At 36.6% G+C, this 18,290-nt stretch carries 15 protein-coding genes; 9 read left to right on the plus strand and 6 right to left on the minus strand.

Annotation, left to right across the window (positions count from 1 at the left end; genetic code table 11):
- Nucleotides 1–23 precede the first annotated feature (23 nt).
- Nucleotides 24–1,112, minus strand: a complete 1,089-nt coding sequence (locus tag LB454_RS06305) for an ABC transporter permease (RefSeq protein WP_224463760.1) — start codon at nucleotides 1,110–1,112, stop codon at nucleotides 24–26.
- Nucleotides 1,113–1,133: 21 nt separating this feature from the next.
- The gene (locus LB454_RS06310; RefSeq protein WP_224463761.1) at nucleotides 1,134–3,281 is read right to left on the minus strand and encodes a carboxy terminal-processing peptidase; all 2,148 of its coding nucleotides are present in this window, start codon (nucleotides 3,279–3,281) and stop codon (nucleotides 1,134–1,136) included.
- A 158-nt stretch (nucleotides 3,282–3,439) separates the two neighbouring features.
- Here LB454_RS06310 and surE point away from each other — a divergent pair, with 158 nt between their 5' ends.
- From surE to LB454_RS06325, 3 genes are read left to right on the plus strand one after another with little or no spacing between them, the layout of a single operon-like run.
- Entirely contained in the window at nucleotides 3,440–4,225 is a 786-nt protein-coding gene (surE, locus tag LB454_RS06315; RefSeq protein WP_224463762.1) for a 5'/3'-nucleotidase SurE, read from the plus strand.
- Nucleotides 4,218–4,499 carry a hypothetical protein gene (locus LB454_RS06320; RefSeq protein ID WP_224463763.1) on the plus strand — a complete coding sequence of 94 codons (282 nt, stop codon included), beginning with the start codon at nucleotides 4,218–4,220 and terminating at the stop codon, nucleotides 4,497–4,499. Before surE ends, LB454_RS06320 begins: the two co-directional genes overlap by 8 nt.
- 3 nt (nucleotides 4,500–4,502) lie before the next feature.
- Entirely contained in the window at nucleotides 4,503–4,982 is a 480-nt protein-coding gene (locus LB454_RS06325; RefSeq protein WP_224463764.1) for an acyl-CoA thioesterase, read from the plus strand.
- Between the two features lie 74 nt (nucleotides 4,983–5,056).
- Here the strand turns inward: LB454_RS06325 and LB454_RS06330 are convergent, their stop codons facing one another.
- From LB454_RS06330 to LB454_RS06340, 3 genes are all read right to left on the minus strand, one after another.
- The gene (locus LB454_RS06330; RefSeq protein ID WP_224463765.1) at nucleotides 5,057–6,481 is read right to left on the minus strand and encodes a fasciclin domain-containing protein; all 1,425 of its coding nucleotides are present in this window, start codon (nucleotides 6,479–6,481) and stop codon (nucleotides 5,057–5,059) included.
- Between the two features lie 231 nt (nucleotides 6,482–6,712).
- Nucleotides 6,713–8,563, minus strand: a complete 1,851-nt coding sequence (locus LB454_RS06335; protein ID WP_224463766.1) for a fasciclin domain-containing protein — start codon at nucleotides 8,561–8,563, stop codon at nucleotides 6,713–6,715.
- 112 nt (nucleotides 8,564–8,675) lie between these two features.
- Nucleotides 8,676–9,326, minus strand: coding sequence for a hypothetical protein (locus LB454_RS06340; RefSeq protein ID WP_224463767.1), 651 nt, complete (start codon nucleotides 9,324–9,326; stop codon nucleotides 8,676–8,678).
- Nucleotides 9,327–9,405: 79 nt separating this feature from the next.
- Here LB454_RS06340 and LB454_RS06345 point away from each other — a divergent pair, with 79 nt between their 5' ends.
- The 6 genes from LB454_RS06345 (at nucleotide 9,406) to LB454_RS06370 (ending at nucleotide 17,187) form a co-directional block, all read left to right on the plus strand.
- Nucleotides 9,406–9,930 carry an RNA polymerase sigma factor gene (locus tag LB454_RS06345; RefSeq protein WP_224463768.1) on the plus strand — a complete coding sequence of 175 codons (525 nt, stop codon included), beginning with the start codon at nucleotides 9,406–9,408 and terminating at the stop codon, nucleotides 9,928–9,930.
- 55 nt (nucleotides 9,931–9,985) lie between these two features.
- Entirely contained in the window at nucleotides 9,986–10,882 is an 897-nt protein-coding gene (locus LB454_RS06350) for a FecR family protein (protein ID WP_224463769.1), read from the plus strand.
- Entirely contained in the window at nucleotides 10,879–13,395 is a 2,517-nt protein-coding gene (locus LB454_RS06355) for a TonB-dependent receptor plug domain-containing protein (RefSeq protein WP_224463770.1), read from the plus strand. Before LB454_RS06350 ends, LB454_RS06355 begins: the two co-directional genes overlap by 4 nt.
- A 108-nt stretch (nucleotides 13,396–13,503) precedes the next feature.
- A complete protein-coding gene (locus LB454_RS06360) occupies nucleotides 13,504–16,011 on the plus strand; it encodes a M14 family metallopeptidase (RefSeq protein ID WP_224463771.1) in 2,508 nt (835 codons plus the stop codon).
- A gap of 91 nt (nucleotides 16,012–16,102) precedes the next feature.
- A complete protein-coding gene (locus LB454_RS06365; protein WP_224463772.1) occupies nucleotides 16,103–17,014 on the plus strand; it encodes a patatin-like phospholipase family protein in 912 nt (303 codons plus the stop codon).
- Nucleotides 17,011–17,187, plus strand: coding sequence for a hypothetical protein (locus tag LB454_RS06370; RefSeq protein WP_224463773.1), 177 nt, complete (start codon nucleotides 17,011–17,013; stop codon nucleotides 17,185–17,187). The genes LB454_RS06365 and LB454_RS06370 overlap by 4 nt, the downstream gene beginning before the upstream one ends.
- Nucleotides 17,188–17,227: 40 nt before the next feature.
- Here the strand turns inward: LB454_RS06370 and LB454_RS06375 are convergent, their stop codons facing one another.
- Nucleotides 17,228–18,229, minus strand: a complete 1,002-nt coding sequence (locus LB454_RS06375) for an NADP-dependent oxidoreductase (protein ID WP_224463774.1) — start codon at nucleotides 18,227–18,229, stop codon at nucleotides 17,228–17,230.
- Between the last annotated feature and the right edge of the window lie 61 nt (nucleotides 18,230–18,290).

The following is an 18,290-nucleotide window of genomic DNA, read 5'->3' on the forward strand; positions in this document are numbered from 1 at the left end:
TTCCACAGGCTTAAAAATATGTATTAACTTTTCACATCAAGGGCATCGCGCAGGGCGTTACCTATCAGCATAAAAGCCATTACCAAACTCATAATGCCAATTCCTGGGATGATGGCCAGATAAGCTTTACCCAAGATGATGTAGCTGTAGTGGTCTTTGATCATCGCACCCCAACTTGGAGTGGGTGGCTGAGCTCCTATACCTAAAAAGCTAAGGCCACTTTCTATCAAAATAGCTGCTGCAAAATTGGCCGCAGAAATAACGATCACAGGCGCCAGAATATTTGGCAAAATGTGTCTGATGATTATCCTTGGGTTTTTAAAGCCCAAAGCTCTAGCTGCGGTGACATACTGCAAAGACTTCACACTCATAATTTGACCCCTCACCACTCTGGCCACCTCTACCCACATCGTCAAACCCACTGCAATAAAGACCTGCCAGAAGCCTTTACCTAAGGCTAAGGTGATAGCAATCACCAGAAGTAAGGTGGGTATGGACCAGGTCACGTTGATGAGCCACATCACCGCTGCGTCAATTTTACCACCATAATACCCTGAAATGGATCCTAAAAACAAGCCCAGCAATAAGGATATAAATACAGATATAAATCCTACCGAAAAGGAAATCCGAAGGCCGATCAACATTCTGCTCAATAAATCCCGACCGTACTTATCCGTACCTAGCCAGTAGGTTTTGTTATAAGTATTTTCTGAAGCAAATCCTGACGCATAGTCTGAAAGATCAAGCTCGTTCTCAAGTGCTGGATCATTGACTCCATACTCTTGGTAATAGAGTATTCCGTTTTCAATTCTGAAGGATTCGATTGGAATAAGCTCATTGGAGGATTCTTTTCCAAAAAAGGATTGCGACCACCAGGGCTGGCCTTGTTCATTCTGGTTGGGAAGTTCTAGTACCTGAACCGAAAATCCTGGTGGCTTGGAATGAATACTTAGCGCCATAGAATTGGCATTTTCAGAATCGTCTGGAGCCAGAAAATAAGCAAATATTCCAACGAACAAACACAGGAGGATGTACCAGAAACTTAAAACGCCCCAAAGGTTTTTTTTAAACTTTTGGAGCGCTAAACTTTGTAAAGAAGTATGTTCTTTCAAATGTTTTGAGTTTACAAAATGTTAGTTCTTTCTTGCTGCAAGCTTAATTGAACTTCTGTCCACTTTTAAATCCTGTAAAACGTGTATAGCTTCTTCCACATACACATCTTTGGATAAGCTTTCATGCCATCTTTGTCTTTTTTGAGTAAGTGAAGAATCATTTTGCATGAGCGATTCTTCATAAGGTAAAGACTTGTAAGTCAAATCAGTTTTGAATTTATTGATTCCGTCAAACTTTTTTGCCATAGTTTCGACTTTAGTCATTTCCTCATTATAACCTTCATAACTTAAACTATAGCTATTTTGATCTCTTTGAGTCTTGATCCATTTCGCATTTTCATCGATCAACTGAAGCTGGGCGTTGTTACTAAGTCGCTTTTGACTATTTGCTATAACCTCATCTAGGTTTGAATAACCTTTCCACACTTTATAATTTGCAGGAGCAATCTTATCCCAAGGCATTGGATTTTCATAATCTCTCTCACCAATGTCTATGTAAGAATATCTATCTGGAACAGCAACATCACTTTCTACCCCCTTTAGTTGAGTTGAGCCTCCGTTTATCCTATAAAATTTCTGAGTTGTAATCTTGAGTGCTCCCATATCACCAAAAGAGCTATTTCTCATCCAGCGATTCAGATCTACTACATTTTGGACAGTACCTTTACCATAGGTTTGTTTACTTCCCAGCACAACTGCTCTCTCATAATCTTGCATTGCCGCTGCAAGTATTTCAGATGCTGATGCAGAAAGTTCATTCACAAGTATCACAAGTGGCTTATCCCAGACCACATCGGAGTCTTTGTCTTTTAAGACCTCTGTATTATTTTTAGCATCTCTCACTTGTACAATTGGGCCTTTTTCAATGAAAAAACCAGCAATATCCACAACCGTAGACAGAGATCCACCACCGTTGTTTCTTAAGTCAATGACTAAACCTTCCGCTCCAATTTCATTGAGTCTTTCTAATTCTTTTTTGATATCTGAAGCAGCATTTCTTTCATTGTAGTTTTGCATATCAAAGTAAAACTTAGGGAGATTAATGACTCCAAAAAGGTCTCCATTTCTTTCTACAGTTGATGACTTGGCATAAGTTTCTTCAATTTCTACAACATCTCTAACTATACTTATCATTTCAGTACTTCCGTCTACTTTTTTCACTGTAAGTGTGACTTGGGTACCTTTAGGACCTTTTATAAGATCTACTGCATCATCCAAACGCATTCCGCGAATATCTACAGATTCTTCTTCATCTTCTTGTTTCACCTTTTGAATAAGGTCTCCAACTTCCAATTTTCCGTTGGTCCAGGCTGGGCCTCCAGAAATTACTTCAACAATTTTCACATTATCTCTCTGCTTTTGGAGTCTGGCTCCAATTCCTTCCAGTTTTCCAGACATTGAGATATCAAATCTATCTTTATCCTGTGGGGCGAGATAATTAGTATGAGGATCGAATTGGCTTACTATGGAATTGATGTATAGACTGAACCAATCTTCTCTATCCAGATCGGACATGGTTTCAAAGTAATTCTCGATGGATTCTCTGGTTATTTCGCGTGCTTCAGCTTCCAGCTCCTCATCCGATTTTTCTTCAACATCTTCCCCATCTTCCTTTTTTTGCTCTTGTTCCTTTTTGAGATCATGATATGTTGAAAGGGTAGAGAATTTAAACTGCTTCCTCCACCTTTGCTTTAATTCCTTATTGTTTTTAGCATAATCTGCTTTATCATAATCGGTATTGATGGTTTCATCGGTATTAAAATCAAACGGTTTTTCCAGTAATTCTGCATAAAAACCTTTAGCTTCTTCCATACGTTTTTTATAAAGTTCTACGGAAAGATCAAAAAATACCAGATTTTTATTTTTAATCTGATCGTCTATTTGGGTTTCAAAAGCTTTTAATTCTTTAAAATCACTTTCCAAAAAATGCCTTTTGATAGGATCCAGACCTTTAATATAGTCTTTAAAAACAGCTGTTGAAAAATCATCGTCGATGTCTTTCATATCAAAATGACCTTGCTCAATCACATAGGTAATCAGCTCGATAAGAACTTCATCTTTTTCAGAATCTTCATCAAATTCTTTGGTTGTGAAGCTGCAAGAAGTAACTGAAAAGAGAGTTACTAAAAATAAAATAACTAGATTATTGCTTAAATTGTATCGTTTCATTGTATCAGAGTTCATTAAATCAAAACTAAGGTAATATTTTCCAATTTACAGTAAAAACTATACCACATAATTTATAGCTAGCTAATAATTTGTTAAACGTCTTTCTTGGCTGTTTTACATCATGAAATGTTTATTTTAGCTATTATAAAATTTAAGCAATGCAAAAAGAAGAAAAACCACTGATTCTGGTTACTAATGATGATGGAATTACAGCTCCTGGCATTAGACATCTTATCAAGATTATGAACACTATTGGAGAAGTTGTAGTAGTTGCTCCAGACAGACCACAAAGCGGCATGGGTCACGCCATAACAATAAGTGACAATCTTTATTGCGATCCTGTCACCATCGATAAATATTCTCAAATCAAAGAATTTTCCTGTTCTGGAACTCCAGCAGATTGTGTCAAAATTGGTGCTCAGGAGATTTTAAGACGCAAGCCAGATTTATGTGTTAGTGGAATTAATCATGGATCAAATTCATCTATCAACGTTATCTATTCAGGAACCATGAGTGCAGCGGTAGAAGCTGGTGTAGAAGGAATTCCAGCGATTGGATTCTCTTTACTAGACTATTCAATGGAAGCCAATTTTGACCATACTACAAAGTTTGTAAAACGCATTACAGAAAGTGTTATCAAAAACGGACTGCCCAAAGGTGTTGTTTTGAATGTGAATTTTCCAAAAGTAAGTGATGAAAAACTGAAAGGAGTGAAGGTTTGCAGACAAGCTAATGCTCGCTGGCAGGAGCAGTTTGACAAGCGTCAAAGCCCACAGGGAAGAGATTACTATTGGCTTTCTGGAGAGTTTGTGAATCAGGATGAAGGGCATGACACTGATGTGGAAGCACTGGAAGATAATTATGTTTCAATTGTTCCCGTAAAATTTGACTTAACTGCTCATGAATTTATGAACGATTTAAAATCCTGGAGCATTCATGATTAAGAAAGAAATTGCCATTGGTTTTTTGGTAGGTATCGCAGCAAATCTAGCAGGTATGTTTTTATACATTAGCCTGGTGATGCAAAAGGAATTTGAAGTCGTTCTTGGAAGAGCCTCGGAAGAAGGTGTTTTAGGAACTATCATAGCCTTAGGAGCGATCTTAAATTTTTTACCTTTTTTCGTGTTTATCAAAAAAAAACAGGACTACAGAGCCAGAGGAGTACTGATGGCAACAATTTTAAGTGCTGCAATTATTTTAATTACAAAATTCTTTTAAACAATGTACACCAAATCATTTGAAATACGGTGGAGCGATCTAGATGCCAACAGACATCTGGCTAACTCATCCTATCAAAACTTTATGAGTCATACTCGAATGGCTTTTCTTGTAGAAAATGGCTTTTCTCAGCAAGAACTGGTTAAGCATAATCTTGGACCTATTGTCTTTTACGAGCATATTTTTTACTTCAAAGAGTTAAAACCAGAAGATCATGTGAGTGTAAGTCTGGAACTAAAAGGCCTAAGTGAGGACGGTATGTTTTTTCAATTTGAACATAACATTTACAATCAAAAAGGAGAAAATTGCGCCAGATGTGAAATGATGGGCTCTTGGCTGGACTTAAGCTCAAGACAGCTTACCGCTCTTCCAGAGCATCTTTTAAAACCGCTGGAACATCTCACTAAAACTGAAGATTATAGAATATTGACAAAAGAAGATACTAGAAAATATGGTGTAAAGCCAAAACATTTAAATGTCTAAGTCAACCTACTATCATAAAACAAAAAAAGGTTCAACTTGCGTTGAACCTTTTCTTTTGTGTATGAATAAAAATATTATTCTAATTCTGGTAGAACAACTCTATCGATAGCATGTACTACACCATTAGCTGCTTGAACATCAACTACAATAATATTGCTTTCCCTTCCATTTGGATCAGTTAAAGTTGGTGTTTCACCGTCTAAACTTAATTGGAGTTCAGCACCTAATGTTGTTACAGGCCCAGCTACAAGATCTGTAGATCTTATATTAGCTTCAGCTACAACATGACTATTTAATGCAGCTGTAAGTGTAGCAGCCGGAATATCTCCAAGTCCGCTTGCACCCAATTCAGTTAATAATGCATCAAAAGCATCGTTTGTTGGTGCAAAAACAGTAAATGGTGCTGGTGCTTCACCCTGAGTTGAAAGAGTAGCAACAAAATCTGGCTGACCATCTGCAGTTAATGCTGCTTCAAGACTATTGAAATTTGGATCTGCTGTTGCAAAAGTTACGACTGTTGGTAAATCTATAACCGTATCTACAATATGCACTACACCATTGGAAGCTTCATTATCAGCTCCAGTTACAGAAGAGACTCCATTTATTCTCACTCCATCATCTGTGTTGATATAAAAGCTTAAGTACGTATCTTCAGTATCAGCATATGTTGCCAAAGAATTAGTGTAAGTTGTTTCAAGATCCGAAGAAAATTGAGCTCCAGATAAAACATGATTTAACAGAACCTGAGTTACAGCTTCAACTGGTAAATCTGTCAATTCAGCTCCATTTAAAAAGGTTTCGAAAGCTGCATTTGTAGGAGCAAATACAGTCAGGTCTGCTGAAGGGTCTGCAACAACCTCATCTAAACCCGTATATTCCAAGGCAGCTACCAGGCTTGATAAATCATCATTCCCAACAGCTAAATCAGCAATGGTAGGTTGTGGTTCAGGAAGTTCTGGAATAAGAACGCCATTGATGACGTGTACTACACCGTTTTCGATTTCCACATCGGCAGTTACTACGTTTCTTGTCGTACCTTCAGAGTCTGTTACAGTTACACTGCTACCTGATCTGGTTACTGTGATTTCCTGGTCACCAGCCAGTGTAGGGAATGTTTGTTCGCCTTCAGTTAAATCAGTTGAAAAAGCAACTGCAGGTACAACGTGAAATCCAAGTACAATCTCAAGATTTTCAACTCCTCCAATAGCAGCAACAAGTTCATCTAAATTTTCAGCTTCAAATCTTTCTAAAGCTGCTCCGAAAGCTTCATCTGTGGGAGCAAATACTGTGATTGCTTCTTCACCTAATAAAGTTTCGCCAAGTCCATCTACAGCATTCACTGCATCTAATAAAAGATTAAGGTCTGCAGCTTCTGCAGCTTCAACTAAATTTGGTGTATCTCCTTGTGGTGGTACTACAGGTGCATCGTCATCGTCTGAACAAGAGACTGCTGTTGTCAGTAAAACAGCTAAAAGCATAAATTTTGATAGTAATTTCATAGGTTTTTTGTTTTTTGATTCACCTATAAGACAAAGTGAGGATAAAAGTTACTACCAGAAAATCGACGTTTAGCATTTAATTAACAATCAAAATGATTTTATAAAACGAAAACTTAAAACTATTCAGCTTAACATCAAATAAGCAGTTAAGCCTTTTCAAATTTTAAAATCCCCAATAAAAAAAGTTCAGCGATTGCTGAACTTTTTTATGATTAAACTGTACTCCTTATTTTATTCTTCCTCAGGAAGCAAAACGGTATCTATAGCATGAACAACACCATTCGCAGCCTGTACATCAAAAGATACAATACTACTTAACCTGCCTCTTGGATCTGTAATAGAAGCATCAGTGGTATTTATAATAATATCCGACCCTAAGGTGTTAATGGTTCCATCTGTAAGATCTTCAGACCTTCTATTGAATCCTGAAACTACATGTGTATTTAGCGCTGAAGTTAATAATGCAGGATCAATTTCATCCAGACCAGTTACACCAAGTTCTATGAATAAATCTGAAAAAGCTTGATTGGAAGGTGCAAATACCGTAAATGGTGTAGGATCAGTACCATTAGGTGTTGATAAAAGGTCAACATAATTTTCTGCCGATTGTCCAGAATCTGTAAGTGCTCCCAATAGACTCTCAAAGTTTGGATCAGCTTCTACAAAAGTAACCACCGTTGGCAAATCTATTACCCGATCGACAATATGAACTACACCGTTTGCTGCTTCAACATTTGGCGTAGTAACCGTCGATATTCCGTTTAATACGACACCATCATTTGTATTGATATAAAAACTTAAATTATTTTCAGTCTCTCCATAGGTTGCTAAGGAGGTTGTATAGTCAGTTTCTAAATCGTCCGAAAAAGATATTCCAGACAACACGTGATTCAACAAAACCTGCTCTACCGTTTCTACAGGAAGTTCTGTTACCTCAGCACCATCTAAAAATGTATCAAAAGCTTCATTCGTTGGTGCAAATACAGTAAAATCTTCAGATCTATTGGCGAGAATTTCATCCAGACCAGTGTATTCAAGCGCTTCTACAAGGCTAGACAAATCACTGTTCATAGAAGCCACACCAGTAATAGTAGGGTCTATCATGTCAATAATCTCCTGAGGGAGCAATACTTTATCTACTGCATGTATAACACCGTTGTTTGTTTGTACGTCTGTTTCAACAATATTTGCATTTGTTCCTGAAGCATCAATAATTTGAGCTCCATCACTTAAATCAAATTCTAAACTTTCACCTTGAAATGTTTCTGCTGTTATTCCTGTTGACAAATCACTAGATCTTACATTATTTCCAGGTATTACGTGGTAGCTTAGCACAGTTGCTAAAGTTTCTGAATCAAGTTCATCTAAATTTTCCGCTCCTAATATTCCAAGCAAGTTTTCAAAAGCAGCATTGGTAGGAGCAAATACAGTATAAGGTGAATTTTCTCCGCTACCAGAAAGAAGTTGAATAAAATTTAAATCTTCAGATTCTGCTAATTCTAATGCGTTAACTAAAGATGAGAATTCTGGATTTGCTGCAGCTTGAGTAGCAACAGATGGAATGCCTATGACATTATTTACAATGTGAATAACACCATTAGAAGCGATAACATCTCCATTGGTAACCTCTGCTACACCATTTATAACAACTCCACCGTCAGCATTTACAAATAAACTCAGATTTTCTTCTGATGCTGAACCTACAATTGAGGAAGGGATATATCCTGTGGAAAAATCTGCAGCAAGATTTGTCCCCTCTAAGACATGATTTAAAAGAAGTTGCCTTAGTTCATCTTCCGGGACAGAGCCAAGACTAGCAAAACCGTTTAATTCAAGGAATTGAGTAAAAGCTGCATTGGATGGTGCAAATAAGGTTGACTCATTCTCCCCTGCAAATGCATCTAAAAGATCTGCAGCTTCTAAAGCTGCAAAAAGATTAGAAAATTCTGGATTTTCTTCTACTATCTGTGCTATTGTATCATCCCCATCAGGAGCAACTACCGTGATATCATCATCGTCTGAACAAGACATGATTATGGTTAAAACCATAGATAAAAGTAAAAGTTTTGAAATTATTTTCATGGGTTATTTTTTTTGTGAAATAACATCGAATCAGTAACTGAAACTAATTTTGATCGTACATTTAATAAGTATTTAACTTAAGGCTGCAATTAGTATTAAAGCTAACTTAAAATCATTGACAGCCGGAGAGAGAAGCTTCAAAAGCTTCTTCAAATTCAGAATTAGAATTAATCACATGTCCGTCTGAATTAGAGTCTAAAAGCAAAATTGGATAATCTATTTCATAAACGTCAGAATCGTGTAAATTGTCTACATACTGAAAGAGTTCTTCATTACTGATAAGATTGAGCGTTTCGAAAGTACCATCTAGCTCGTTAAATTCTTTGATGACAATTGGGAAATCAAAATTCAAACAAGGATTGTGTTCAATATCAAATTTTTCTTCACAAGAATTAGTTAGTAAACTTAATTCTGAAGTGGTATTCACTTTGTGCTGAGTATAATCGAAGAAGACAATAGATATAGGAAACAAAATTTGGACCTGATCATTTTCATCAATCGAATTTAAATCTTGTATAGATGAAATAGTTCTTCTATTCGAATTTATATTAACTTCATAAGGAAATACTAAACTAAAACAAGACGTGTTATCTATATGATCATCAAAATTTGCATTGTGGAGGGTGATGGATTTTATCAATGGAGTCAAAACCGATGACCTGTGCAAGGCATCACGAGATTCAATGACTTGTGAATCATCTTCATAGCAACCCACAAAGACGAATAGAAATAGTAAAAATATATAATTGTAAAATTTATTCATAAAGTCCTTGTTTCCAACATAAAACAACTAAAATAAAAAAACTCCTACTCAATTAACTATTTTTATACTTTTGACCTTTATGAAAAAAGCCAAACCTTTATATGAAAATTGCTGCGAAGAGTCAATTTTCTCAAAACTTCACCAAAGGTACGCTAAAGATTTACATGATTTTATTTATTACAAATTTGGAGAACAGCACAATCCAAAAGATAAAGTTCAAGAGGCCTTTATGAAGCTTTGGGAGAATTGTCATAAAATTATTCCCGAAAAGGCTAAGAGTTTTTTATTTTCTGTGGCAAATAACACTACGCTTAATGTGATTAAACACAAGAAAGTAGTTCTAAATTATGAAATAAAGTCTAATCACAAAGATTCAGATCATCAAGATCCTCAGTTTGTATTGGAAGAAAAAGAATATTTGGACAAGTATCAAAAAGCTTTATCTCACTTAACAGAAGAAAAAAGAGTCGCATTTCTGCTTAACAGAGTGGAAGGAAAAAAACATAAAGAAATAGCAGAACTTTTAGGCATATCCAAAAAGGCTGTTGAGAAAAGGATTTACACAGCATTAAATCAGCTAAGAAAAGAAGTTGACGGAATTTAACACAATGCAGGTAGGATATGTCAGCTTTAGATTGTCATATAAATGAATAATTGCTATGAAAGAGGAAGAACTAATTAAGAAATGGCTCAATGATGAATTGAGTCCTGAAGAGCTAGAGGCGTTTAAAAAACTAGACGCCTATTCCTCTTACGTCAAACTTTCAGAAAAGGCAAGTCATTTTAAAGCCCCGAAATTCAATGAAGCTGAATCTTTAGAACACCTCAAATTTAGAACCAAATCCAAATCATCTAAGCATTTCACATCCAGATTTTTTGCAGCGCTTATCGCTGTTTTTATTATTGTGTTTGCTGTAGTCAAATTACTAAATAAAGAAACTGCACTTGAGACTTATACAACTGAGGTTGCTGCTTCTGAAGTCATCCACCTGCCAGATCAATCTGAAATCAACCTTAGTGCGAATTCTTCTGTGAGCTACGACTCCCAAAAGTGGAGCCAAAACCGGAACTTAACGCTAAAAGGCGAAGCTTTTTTTAAAGTTAAAAAAGGTGAGAAGTTTACGGTCAATACTTCCCATGGAGCTATTGAAGTTTTAGGCACACAATTCAATGTTAAGTCGAGAGATTATGGTTTTGAAGTCACATGTTTTGAAGGTTCTGTTGGTGTTACTATAGATAATAAGCAGCATATTCTTGAAGAAAATGACCAGCTCGTCTTAACCCGTAATTCAGTCAAGAAAACTCAAACTCATTTTGAAACTCCAGACTGGACCAGAAATTCAACCATACTCAAAAGCACTCCACTAGAAGACGTTTTAAAAGAGTTTGAAAATTATTATGATGTTGATTTTGAAACCTCAAGTATTAACACTTCGCGACTTTATACTGGAAGTTTTACTCATTCTAACATAGAAATTGCTTTGAAATCTATTACTTTGCCATTAGATTTGACCTACAACATTAAAGATAAAAAGGTCATTCTTACGAATAAGTGAAATTAACAAAGCTATACTTCATTCTCTTATTAGGATTTGTTTTAAGTCAACAGCTAAGGGCTCAATCCCTCAAAAATCCTGAAAATTTAGTTTCTTACTTAAAGGTTTTAGAAACTGAGTATGATGTGTTTTTTTCTTATGCCGACGACCAAATCGATAACGTTGCAGTAAACAGAACTGAAACCTTTGAAACCATAAAAGGACATCTGAACCATCTTCAAAAAAAGACTCCTTTTGATTACATTATTCAATCGGAAACCAATATTCTGGTGGTTCCAAAACCCTATTTGAAAACTATCTGTATTTCAGTTACAGATGAACTAAGCAACAAACCGATTTCTAAATCAGTTTTGAAATCAGAGAATTTTACATTTCAGTCAGATCAAAAGGGATATTTTAAAATCCCTGTAAATACTAAAAAAGTAAATTTCACGGTAATCGCTGATGACTTTGTAAACAAACAATTTAACATAGACACGAGACAAGATTTCGATTGTTATGATCTAAAACTTACACCTTTTTTTGAAATATTGGACGAAGTCCTTCTAAGCAACTTTTTGACGAGTGGCATCCAAAAATTCGCCTCAGGAGGTCTGGAAATCAATTACGAAGAGTTCGGCCTTTTGCCTGGACTTGTAGAGCCAGATGTTCTACAAAGTTTACAAGCCTTACCAGGAATTACCAGTCGTAAAGAAAGTGTTTCATACTTAAATGTGAGAGGAGGCACACATGATCAAAATTTATTCCTTTGGGACGGGATCAAAATGTACCATACTTCTCATTTCTTTGGGATGATTTCTGCTTTCAACCCCTACATGGCACAAAAAGTCACACTTATTAAAAATGGAACCTCCTCCAAATATGGTGATGGTGTGTCTAGCCTTATAGATATGGAGACGGGCGACTCTATCGTGGACCATTTTAAAGCTGGTATTGGACTTAATCTTATAAATACAGATGCTATTATAGAAGCGCCACTTACCAATGCATCATCCGTAGAATTTTCATTTAGAAGATCTATAAATTCAATTTGGGAAAGTCCTACATACAATAGTTATTTTGACAAAGTTTTTCAAAATACAGAGGTCACTAATTTTGAAACTCCTACCTCTCAACAAAATGATGATTTTTCATTTTACGATGCCACATTCAACTACAAACATCAGCTCAGTAAAAGAGATTATTTGAAAGCTAATTTTTTCTATGCCCGTGACGAATTCTCTTTGAATCGGTTTGATGTAGAAGGAAACCGAATTAATACAAGGTCTAGTGATCTCGGACAGACCAATGTTGCCGGAGGGGTGTATTACGAAAGAAACTGGTCTACTTCTACAAAGTCTCAAGTTCAGTTTTACACCTCCAGATATAATCAAACTTCTGTTAATTCCAATCTCCTGGATGATCAAAGTTTGGAACAAATCAACGAAGTAAGAGAAATTGGAGTAAGATTAAATTTTCAAACTCAGCTCTCTACAAACTTTGCCATGGAAAGCGGTTATCAGTTGAATGAAACTGGGATTCTAAACTCTGAAAATATTGATAATCCGGGCTTTTTCAGAGAAACTCAAAATTCAATTTTGACCAATAGCATTTATTCTCAATTGAATTATCAATCCAAAAATAATCGTCTCAATCTAAATCTGGGTGGAAGGTTAAATCATTTTTCAAAATTTGACCAAACGGTAATTGAACCCAGATTCAATTTGAGCTATCAATTCCTGGATGATTTGTTTCTTGAAGTTCTGGCTGAACAAAAAAGCCAAACCACATCACAAAGTATAGATTTACAAACTGATTTTCTTGGAGTTGAGAATAGACGATGGGTGCTCTCCAATCCAAACAACAGACCTGTGATCCAAAGTCAGCAAGTATCTACAGGCCTAAATTACATCAAACCAAGTTGGTTTATCAACGCAGATTTCTACTACAAAAAGGTAGATGGCATAACCACTCAAGGGCAAGGTTTCCAAAATCAATTTCGCTTTATACAATCCCATGGAAGTTATGAGATAAAGGGAGTAGATCTATTGATCAATAAAAGTTTTGAACCCATTTCTGGCTGGGTGAGTTATAGTCTTTCAGAAAACAATTATCAGTTTGAAGAATTACTACCATCTACATTTCGAAATAACCTCGATATGAGACATGTAGTTTCTGCTGGGTTGAGTTTTCAAAAAAACGGATTAAAAATTTCTACGGGATTCAACTGGCACTCAGGAGTCACAACAACATTACCCTCAGCTAACCAACCTCCGTTACTTCAGCAAATTGTTTTCCAGGATCCTAATGCAGAGCGTCTCTCAGACTACTTCAGGGTAGATTTTTCTTCTACTTATAGATTCCCCCTTTTTAAAAATGTTCAAGCTTTAACCGGAATTTCATTTTGGAATCTTTTTGGTAATTCAAATATCTTTAATCAATTCTATGGGCTAGATGGTAATCAAAACATAGAGACTTACAGACAAAGAGGACTGAACTTTACACCTAATTTTGTATTCAGACTTCGCTTTTAAGACTGAAATTTGGTATTATTAAATTTTTCAGCCCTTCAATTTAACTTTCTTTAATAGTTTAGGTCTAAAAATTAAGTTCCATTAACGTTAATTCAAAAACTTAGATTTATGAAGTATCTATTGTTTGCTATTGCAGTATTTTTAGGCATAGCTGCGCAAGCTCAATCTATCGCACTAGAAGATTATCTACCCACAGAGGTTTCTTACAATCAAGACATCCCAAAACCAAGCGAAGTTCTAGGCTATGTTCCAGGAGAATGGCACGTTACGCACGATAAACTTGTACAATACATGACCGCTATTGCCGAATCTTCAGATAGGATAAGTATTGAAAACAGAGGTTTTACTTACGAAAAAAGACCTTTACTCCTACTTACGGTGACTTCAAAAGAAAATCAAAAAAATATTTCAGATATCAGGAAGAAACACCTTCAGATCATTTCTGGTGAAGTTTCAGAATCAGAATTAAGCTCTATGCCAGTTGTTGTTAACCAAGGTTTTTCTGTTCACGGTAATGAACCAAGTGGAACCAATGCTGCTTTAATTTTGGCTTATTATTTGGCTGCTGCAGAAGGCCCAGCAATCGATGAGTTGCTGGAAAACACAATTATTCTTCTCGACCCCAGTTTCAATCCAGACGGTCTACAGCGATTTGCCTACTGGACCAATACCAACAGAAGTACCAACCTGAATCCAGATCCACAAGACAGAGAGTTCTCTGAAATATGGCCTGGAGGCAGAACGAATCATTACTGGTTTGACCTTAATAGAGACTGGCTACCCCTTCAGCTTTTGGAAAGTCAGGCGAGAGTAAAAACCTTCTACAACTGGAGACCCAATGTCCTTACAGATCATCATGAAATGGGCTCGAATTCTTCGTTTTTCTTCCAGCCTGGAATTCCTGAGCGAACCAACCCACTTACACCTCAACTCAATCAGGATTTAACTGAAAAAATTGGTAACTACCATGCCAAAGCTTTAGATAGTATTGGTTCACTATATTATTCCAAAGAAAGTTTTGACGATTTCTACTATGGAAAAGGCTCTACGTTTCCAGACATCAATGGATCTATAGGAATTCTTTTTGAACAAGGTAGTTCTAGAGGTTCCGGACAATTGACCGACAACGGTTTGTTAAGCTTCCAATTCACTATCAAAAATCAATTTACCACGGCCCTTTCAACCTTGAAAGCTTCACTGGAATTGAAAGATGAGATACTAGGTCTTCAGCATCAATTCTACAGAAATGCAGATAAAAAAGCAGGAAAAGGGGCTTATGTGTTTGGCAGAAAGGGAGATCCAGTGCTAGCTAATGAACTGGCTAAAGTTTTGCATCAACATCAAATTGAGCTTTACAAACTTGATAAAGACCAAACTATAGACGGCAAAGCATTTGAAGCCAATTCGTCTTACATCATACCAAAAAACCAATTGCAACACAGACTTGTGGAAGCCATGTTTGAGGAACGAACAAGTTTTAAAGACAGCATATTCTACGATGTGTCGGCTTGGAGTTTTAGACATGCTTTTGATGTTGATTTTGCAGAAGTTAAATCCATAAACAGAGGAGATAAAATCACAGAAGCAAAACTTGAAACCCCTTCAAACCTAAAGAAGTCCCCTTATGCCTATGCGATGAGGTGGAGTGATTTCAATTCCGCCAAAGTCCTTCATAAAATTATGAAAGAAGACATCAGGGTGAAAGTTGCTAAAAAACCATTTCAATCTCAGACAGAAGAATTTGATTATGGTACGATCATGATTCCAGTTCAAAATCAGGAGAAAAGTGCAGATGAGATTTACAGCATTTTGAACTCCCTTCAGAAAGAAAATCATGTTAAAATTTCTGCTCTGGAAACGGGACTGACTCAAGGTATAAATCTTGGAAGTCCAAATATGAGTCATATGGAAATGCCGAAAATAGCCATGCTAGTTGGCGATGGAGTAAGGTCTTATGATGCCGGTGAAATGTGGCACATGCTGGATTATAGGTTTGAAATTCCTGTGACAAAACTCGACACCAAAGACTTCAACAGAGCAAGCCTGGATAGCTATACCCATCTTATCATCCCAAGTTCTAATGGTAACGCTCTAAATTCATCTGGAAAAACTAAATTGAAAGACTGGGTGAAAAATGGCGGAAGTATCATCGCTTACAAAAGCACAGCTAACTGGTTAAAGAATGAAGAAATGATTGACTTTAAAACCAAAAATGACTCAGTTGTTGCGAAAGACATCAGTTTTGGTGAGCGAAGTGAATTTTATGGAGCGAAACGAATAGGAGGTGCTATTTTTAATACTAAGGTCGACTTGTCTCATCCTTTGCTATACGGATACAATAACGATGAATTGGCGATTTTCAGAAACTCCAATATGATGCTGGAGGCGGATAAACTGAGTTTCAACAATCCAATTCAATACACGGATTCCCCCCTATTGAGTGGTTACATCAATAAAGAAAACCTTGAACTCATAAAGGGCACCGTTCCTTTTAAACACAACCGATATGGCAGAGGTCATGTGATGGTTTTTACAGATAACACCAATTTTAGAGCATTTTGGCTGGGAACTTTCAAACTCTTCCTCAACTCTATATTCTTTAGTGACCAAATGTAATTTGATTTTGTTTTGATTGGAAAAAGCCTATTTCAATGTGGAAATAGGCTTTTTTTATATATTTTTCTGAAATGAATTCAATTGAAAAATAATGAGGGCGTTAGTCATTTCTGGAGGTGGTAGTAAAGGAGCATTTGCTGGAGGTATAGCAGAATACCTCATTTCTGAATGTAAAAATGAGTACGATTTATTCTTAGGAACTTCCACAGGAAGCCTTCTCGTCCCTCTATTGTCTATTGGTGAAATTTCAAAACTTAAAGAGATTTATACCACCGTCACTCAGCAGTCCATTTTTAGTCGAAATCCTTTTATCATCAAAAGGAAAGACAATGAGTTTGAAATCAAAATTAATCATTTCAACATATTGCTAGGATTTTTGAAAGGCTCTAAAACTTTTGGAGAAAGTAAAGCTTTAAAAAAGTTGATTACAGATGCTGTAACTCCCGAGTTTTTTGAAAAGATGAGGCTTCAAGAGGTTGATGTAGTAGTTACAGTATCCAACATAAGCCTTGGAAGCGTGGAATATAAATCCCTAAAAGATTTTAGCAGAGAGGAATTCTGCGATTGGATTTGGGCGTCTGCCAATGTAATTCCCTTTATGAGTCTGATGACTAAAAATAATTATGACTATGGAGATGGTGGCTTAAGCAATATTGTCCCTATTTCTGAAGCCATCAACCGCGGAGCTTCTGAGGTGGACGTCATTGTACTTAAGACCGAACATCAGATTCAGAAACAACCTGTAAAAAATGTTCTGGACCTTACAACTCGTGTATTTGATTTTCTTTTGGACCAAATTATCCGGAACGATCTTACCTTGGGTAAATTGAGAAGCAAGCACGAGCATGTTGACCTGAATTTCTACCACCCCCCGGAAATGCTAACCAAAAATTCATTAATTTTTGATCCTAAACAAATGAAAGCCTGGTGGGATTTAGGTTTTGAGTATGCTCAGAAAACAAATCCTTACTGCAGACGTGTTGAAACGAAATTGTTTCAGTGAAATCAATTTCAAATTTTCCATTTACTGGTCAACTGGTCAACTGGTCAACTGGTCAACTGGTCAACTGGTCAACTGGTCAACTGGTCAACTGGTCAACTGGTCAACTGGTCAACTGGTCAACTGGTCAACTGGTCAACTGGTCAACTGGTCAAAAATTAAATTTTTCTGAATAAGCTCAGAAATTTGAAATCATAAATTTGAAATTCATAATTATTAAACCTTCACCAGCATCTTTCCTTTATTTTTTCCTTCAAAAAGATCTAAGAACGCCTGAGGTATGTTGTCAAAGCCTTCCTGAATAGTTTCTTCGTATTGAAGCTTACCTTCCTTCAACCAGGTTGCTAATTGTTGGATACCCTCTGGATGCCTGTCTTTATAATCAAAAATAACAAAGCCCTGCATCGATGAGCTTTTTTTGATCAAAAAAGGCTGAACGCTTATACTTTTTGGCATTTCGGTTGCGTTGTAGACTGAAATCGCACCACAAACTACCGTCCGTGAAAATTTATTGATATTGAAAAGTGCTGCTTCAGAAATTTCCCCGCCTACGTTGTCATAATAAATGTCTACTCCATCAGGACAGGCTTTGGCAATAGCTTCTTTCATATTGCCGGTGGTTTTATAATTGATGCCTTCGTCATACCCAAATTCAGACTTGATCATCTCTATCTTTTCATCGGTACCAGCAATACCCACGATGCGTAGCCCCAGAATTTTACCGATTTGCCCCACCACAGTTCCAACTGCTCCTGCAGCACCAGAGACCAAAAGGGTTTCGCCTTTATTAGGCTTGCCTATATCGGTGAGTCCAAAGTAAGCTGTAAGCCCAGTAGCTCCAAGAACACCCAGGTAAGCAGAAAGTGGTGCTTGGTTAGGGTCTACTTTTTTCAGCTGTTCCGCTTTAGTCACTTGTTGCTCTTTCCACTCGAGCAAACCTGTCACAAAATCTCCGGCACTTAAGGCAGAATCCTTGGACTCCAAAACCTCTGCAACACAACCAGAAACGATAGGTTTGTTAAGTTCAAAAGGTTCAATATAAGACTCTGCATCTACCATCCTGCCTCGGAGATAAGGATCTACAGAAACATAGGTTGTTTTTAGCAAAACTTCCCCTTCCTTTAGTTCTGCTACCTCGGCTGTTGTAAAGTCGAAGTCTGAAAGTTGTGGCTTACCCTGAGGTCTATTTTTTAAGTTGATGGTTTTTATAGTTGACATGATATTAAGTTTTAGTTCGAAAAAACGAAGCTGTTAAGGTTGAATAAGATCAAACTTAAAG

Origin of the sequence: Psychroflexus montanilacus (assembly GCF_020164535.1) — a bacterium.
GTDB lineage: Bacteria > Bacteroidota > Bacteroidia > Flavobacteriales > Flavobacteriaceae > Psychroflexus > Psychroflexus montanilacus.

Bases quoted from the DNA above. Each gene is read 5' to 3' on its own strand.
- LB454_RS06345 (WP_224463768.1), top strand. From the start codon at position 9,406: ATGAAAAAAGCCAAACCTTTATATGAAAATTGCTGCGAAGAGTCAATT.
- LB454_RS06360 (WP_224463771.1), top strand. From the start codon at position 13,504: ATGAAGTATCTATTGTTTGCTATTGCAGTATTTTTAGGCATAGCTGCG.
- LB454_RS06365 (WP_224463772.1), top strand. From the start codon at position 16,103: ATGAGGGCGTTAGTCATTTCTGGAGGTGGTAGTAAAGGAGCATTTGCT.
- LB454_RS06310 (WP_224463761.1), bottom strand. From the start codon at position 3,281: ATGAAACGATACAATTTAAGCAATAATCTAGTTATTTTATTTTTAGTA.
- LB454_RS06320 (WP_224463763.1), top strand. From the start codon at position 4,218: ATGATTAAGAAAGAAATTGCCATTGGTTTTTTGGTAGGTATCGCAGCA.
- LB454_RS06325 (WP_224463764.1), top strand. From the start codon at position 4,503: ATGTACACCAAATCATTTGAAATACGGTGGAGCGATCTAGATGCCAAC.
- surE (WP_224463762.1), top strand. From the start codon at position 3,440: ATGCAAAAAGAAGAAAAACCACTGATTCTGGTTACTAATGATGATGGA.
- LB454_RS06335 (WP_224463766.1), bottom strand. From the start codon at position 8,563: ATGAAAATAATTTCAAAACTTTTACTTTTATCTATGGTTTTAACCATA.
- LB454_RS06330 (WP_224463765.1), bottom strand. From the start codon at position 6,481: ATGAAATTACTATCAAAATTTATGCTTTTAGCTGTTTTACTGACAACA.
- LB454_RS06375 (WP_224463774.1), bottom strand. From the start codon at position 18,229: ATGTCAACTATAAAAACCATCAACTTAAAAAATAGACCTCAGGGTAAG.
- LB454_RS06350 (WP_224463769.1), top strand. From the start codon at position 9,986: ATGAAAGAGGAAGAACTAATTAAGAAATGGCTCAATGATGAATTGAGT.
- LB454_RS06340 (WP_224463767.1), bottom strand. From the start codon at position 9,326: ATGAATAAATTTTACAATTATATATTTTTACTATTTCTATTCGTCTTT.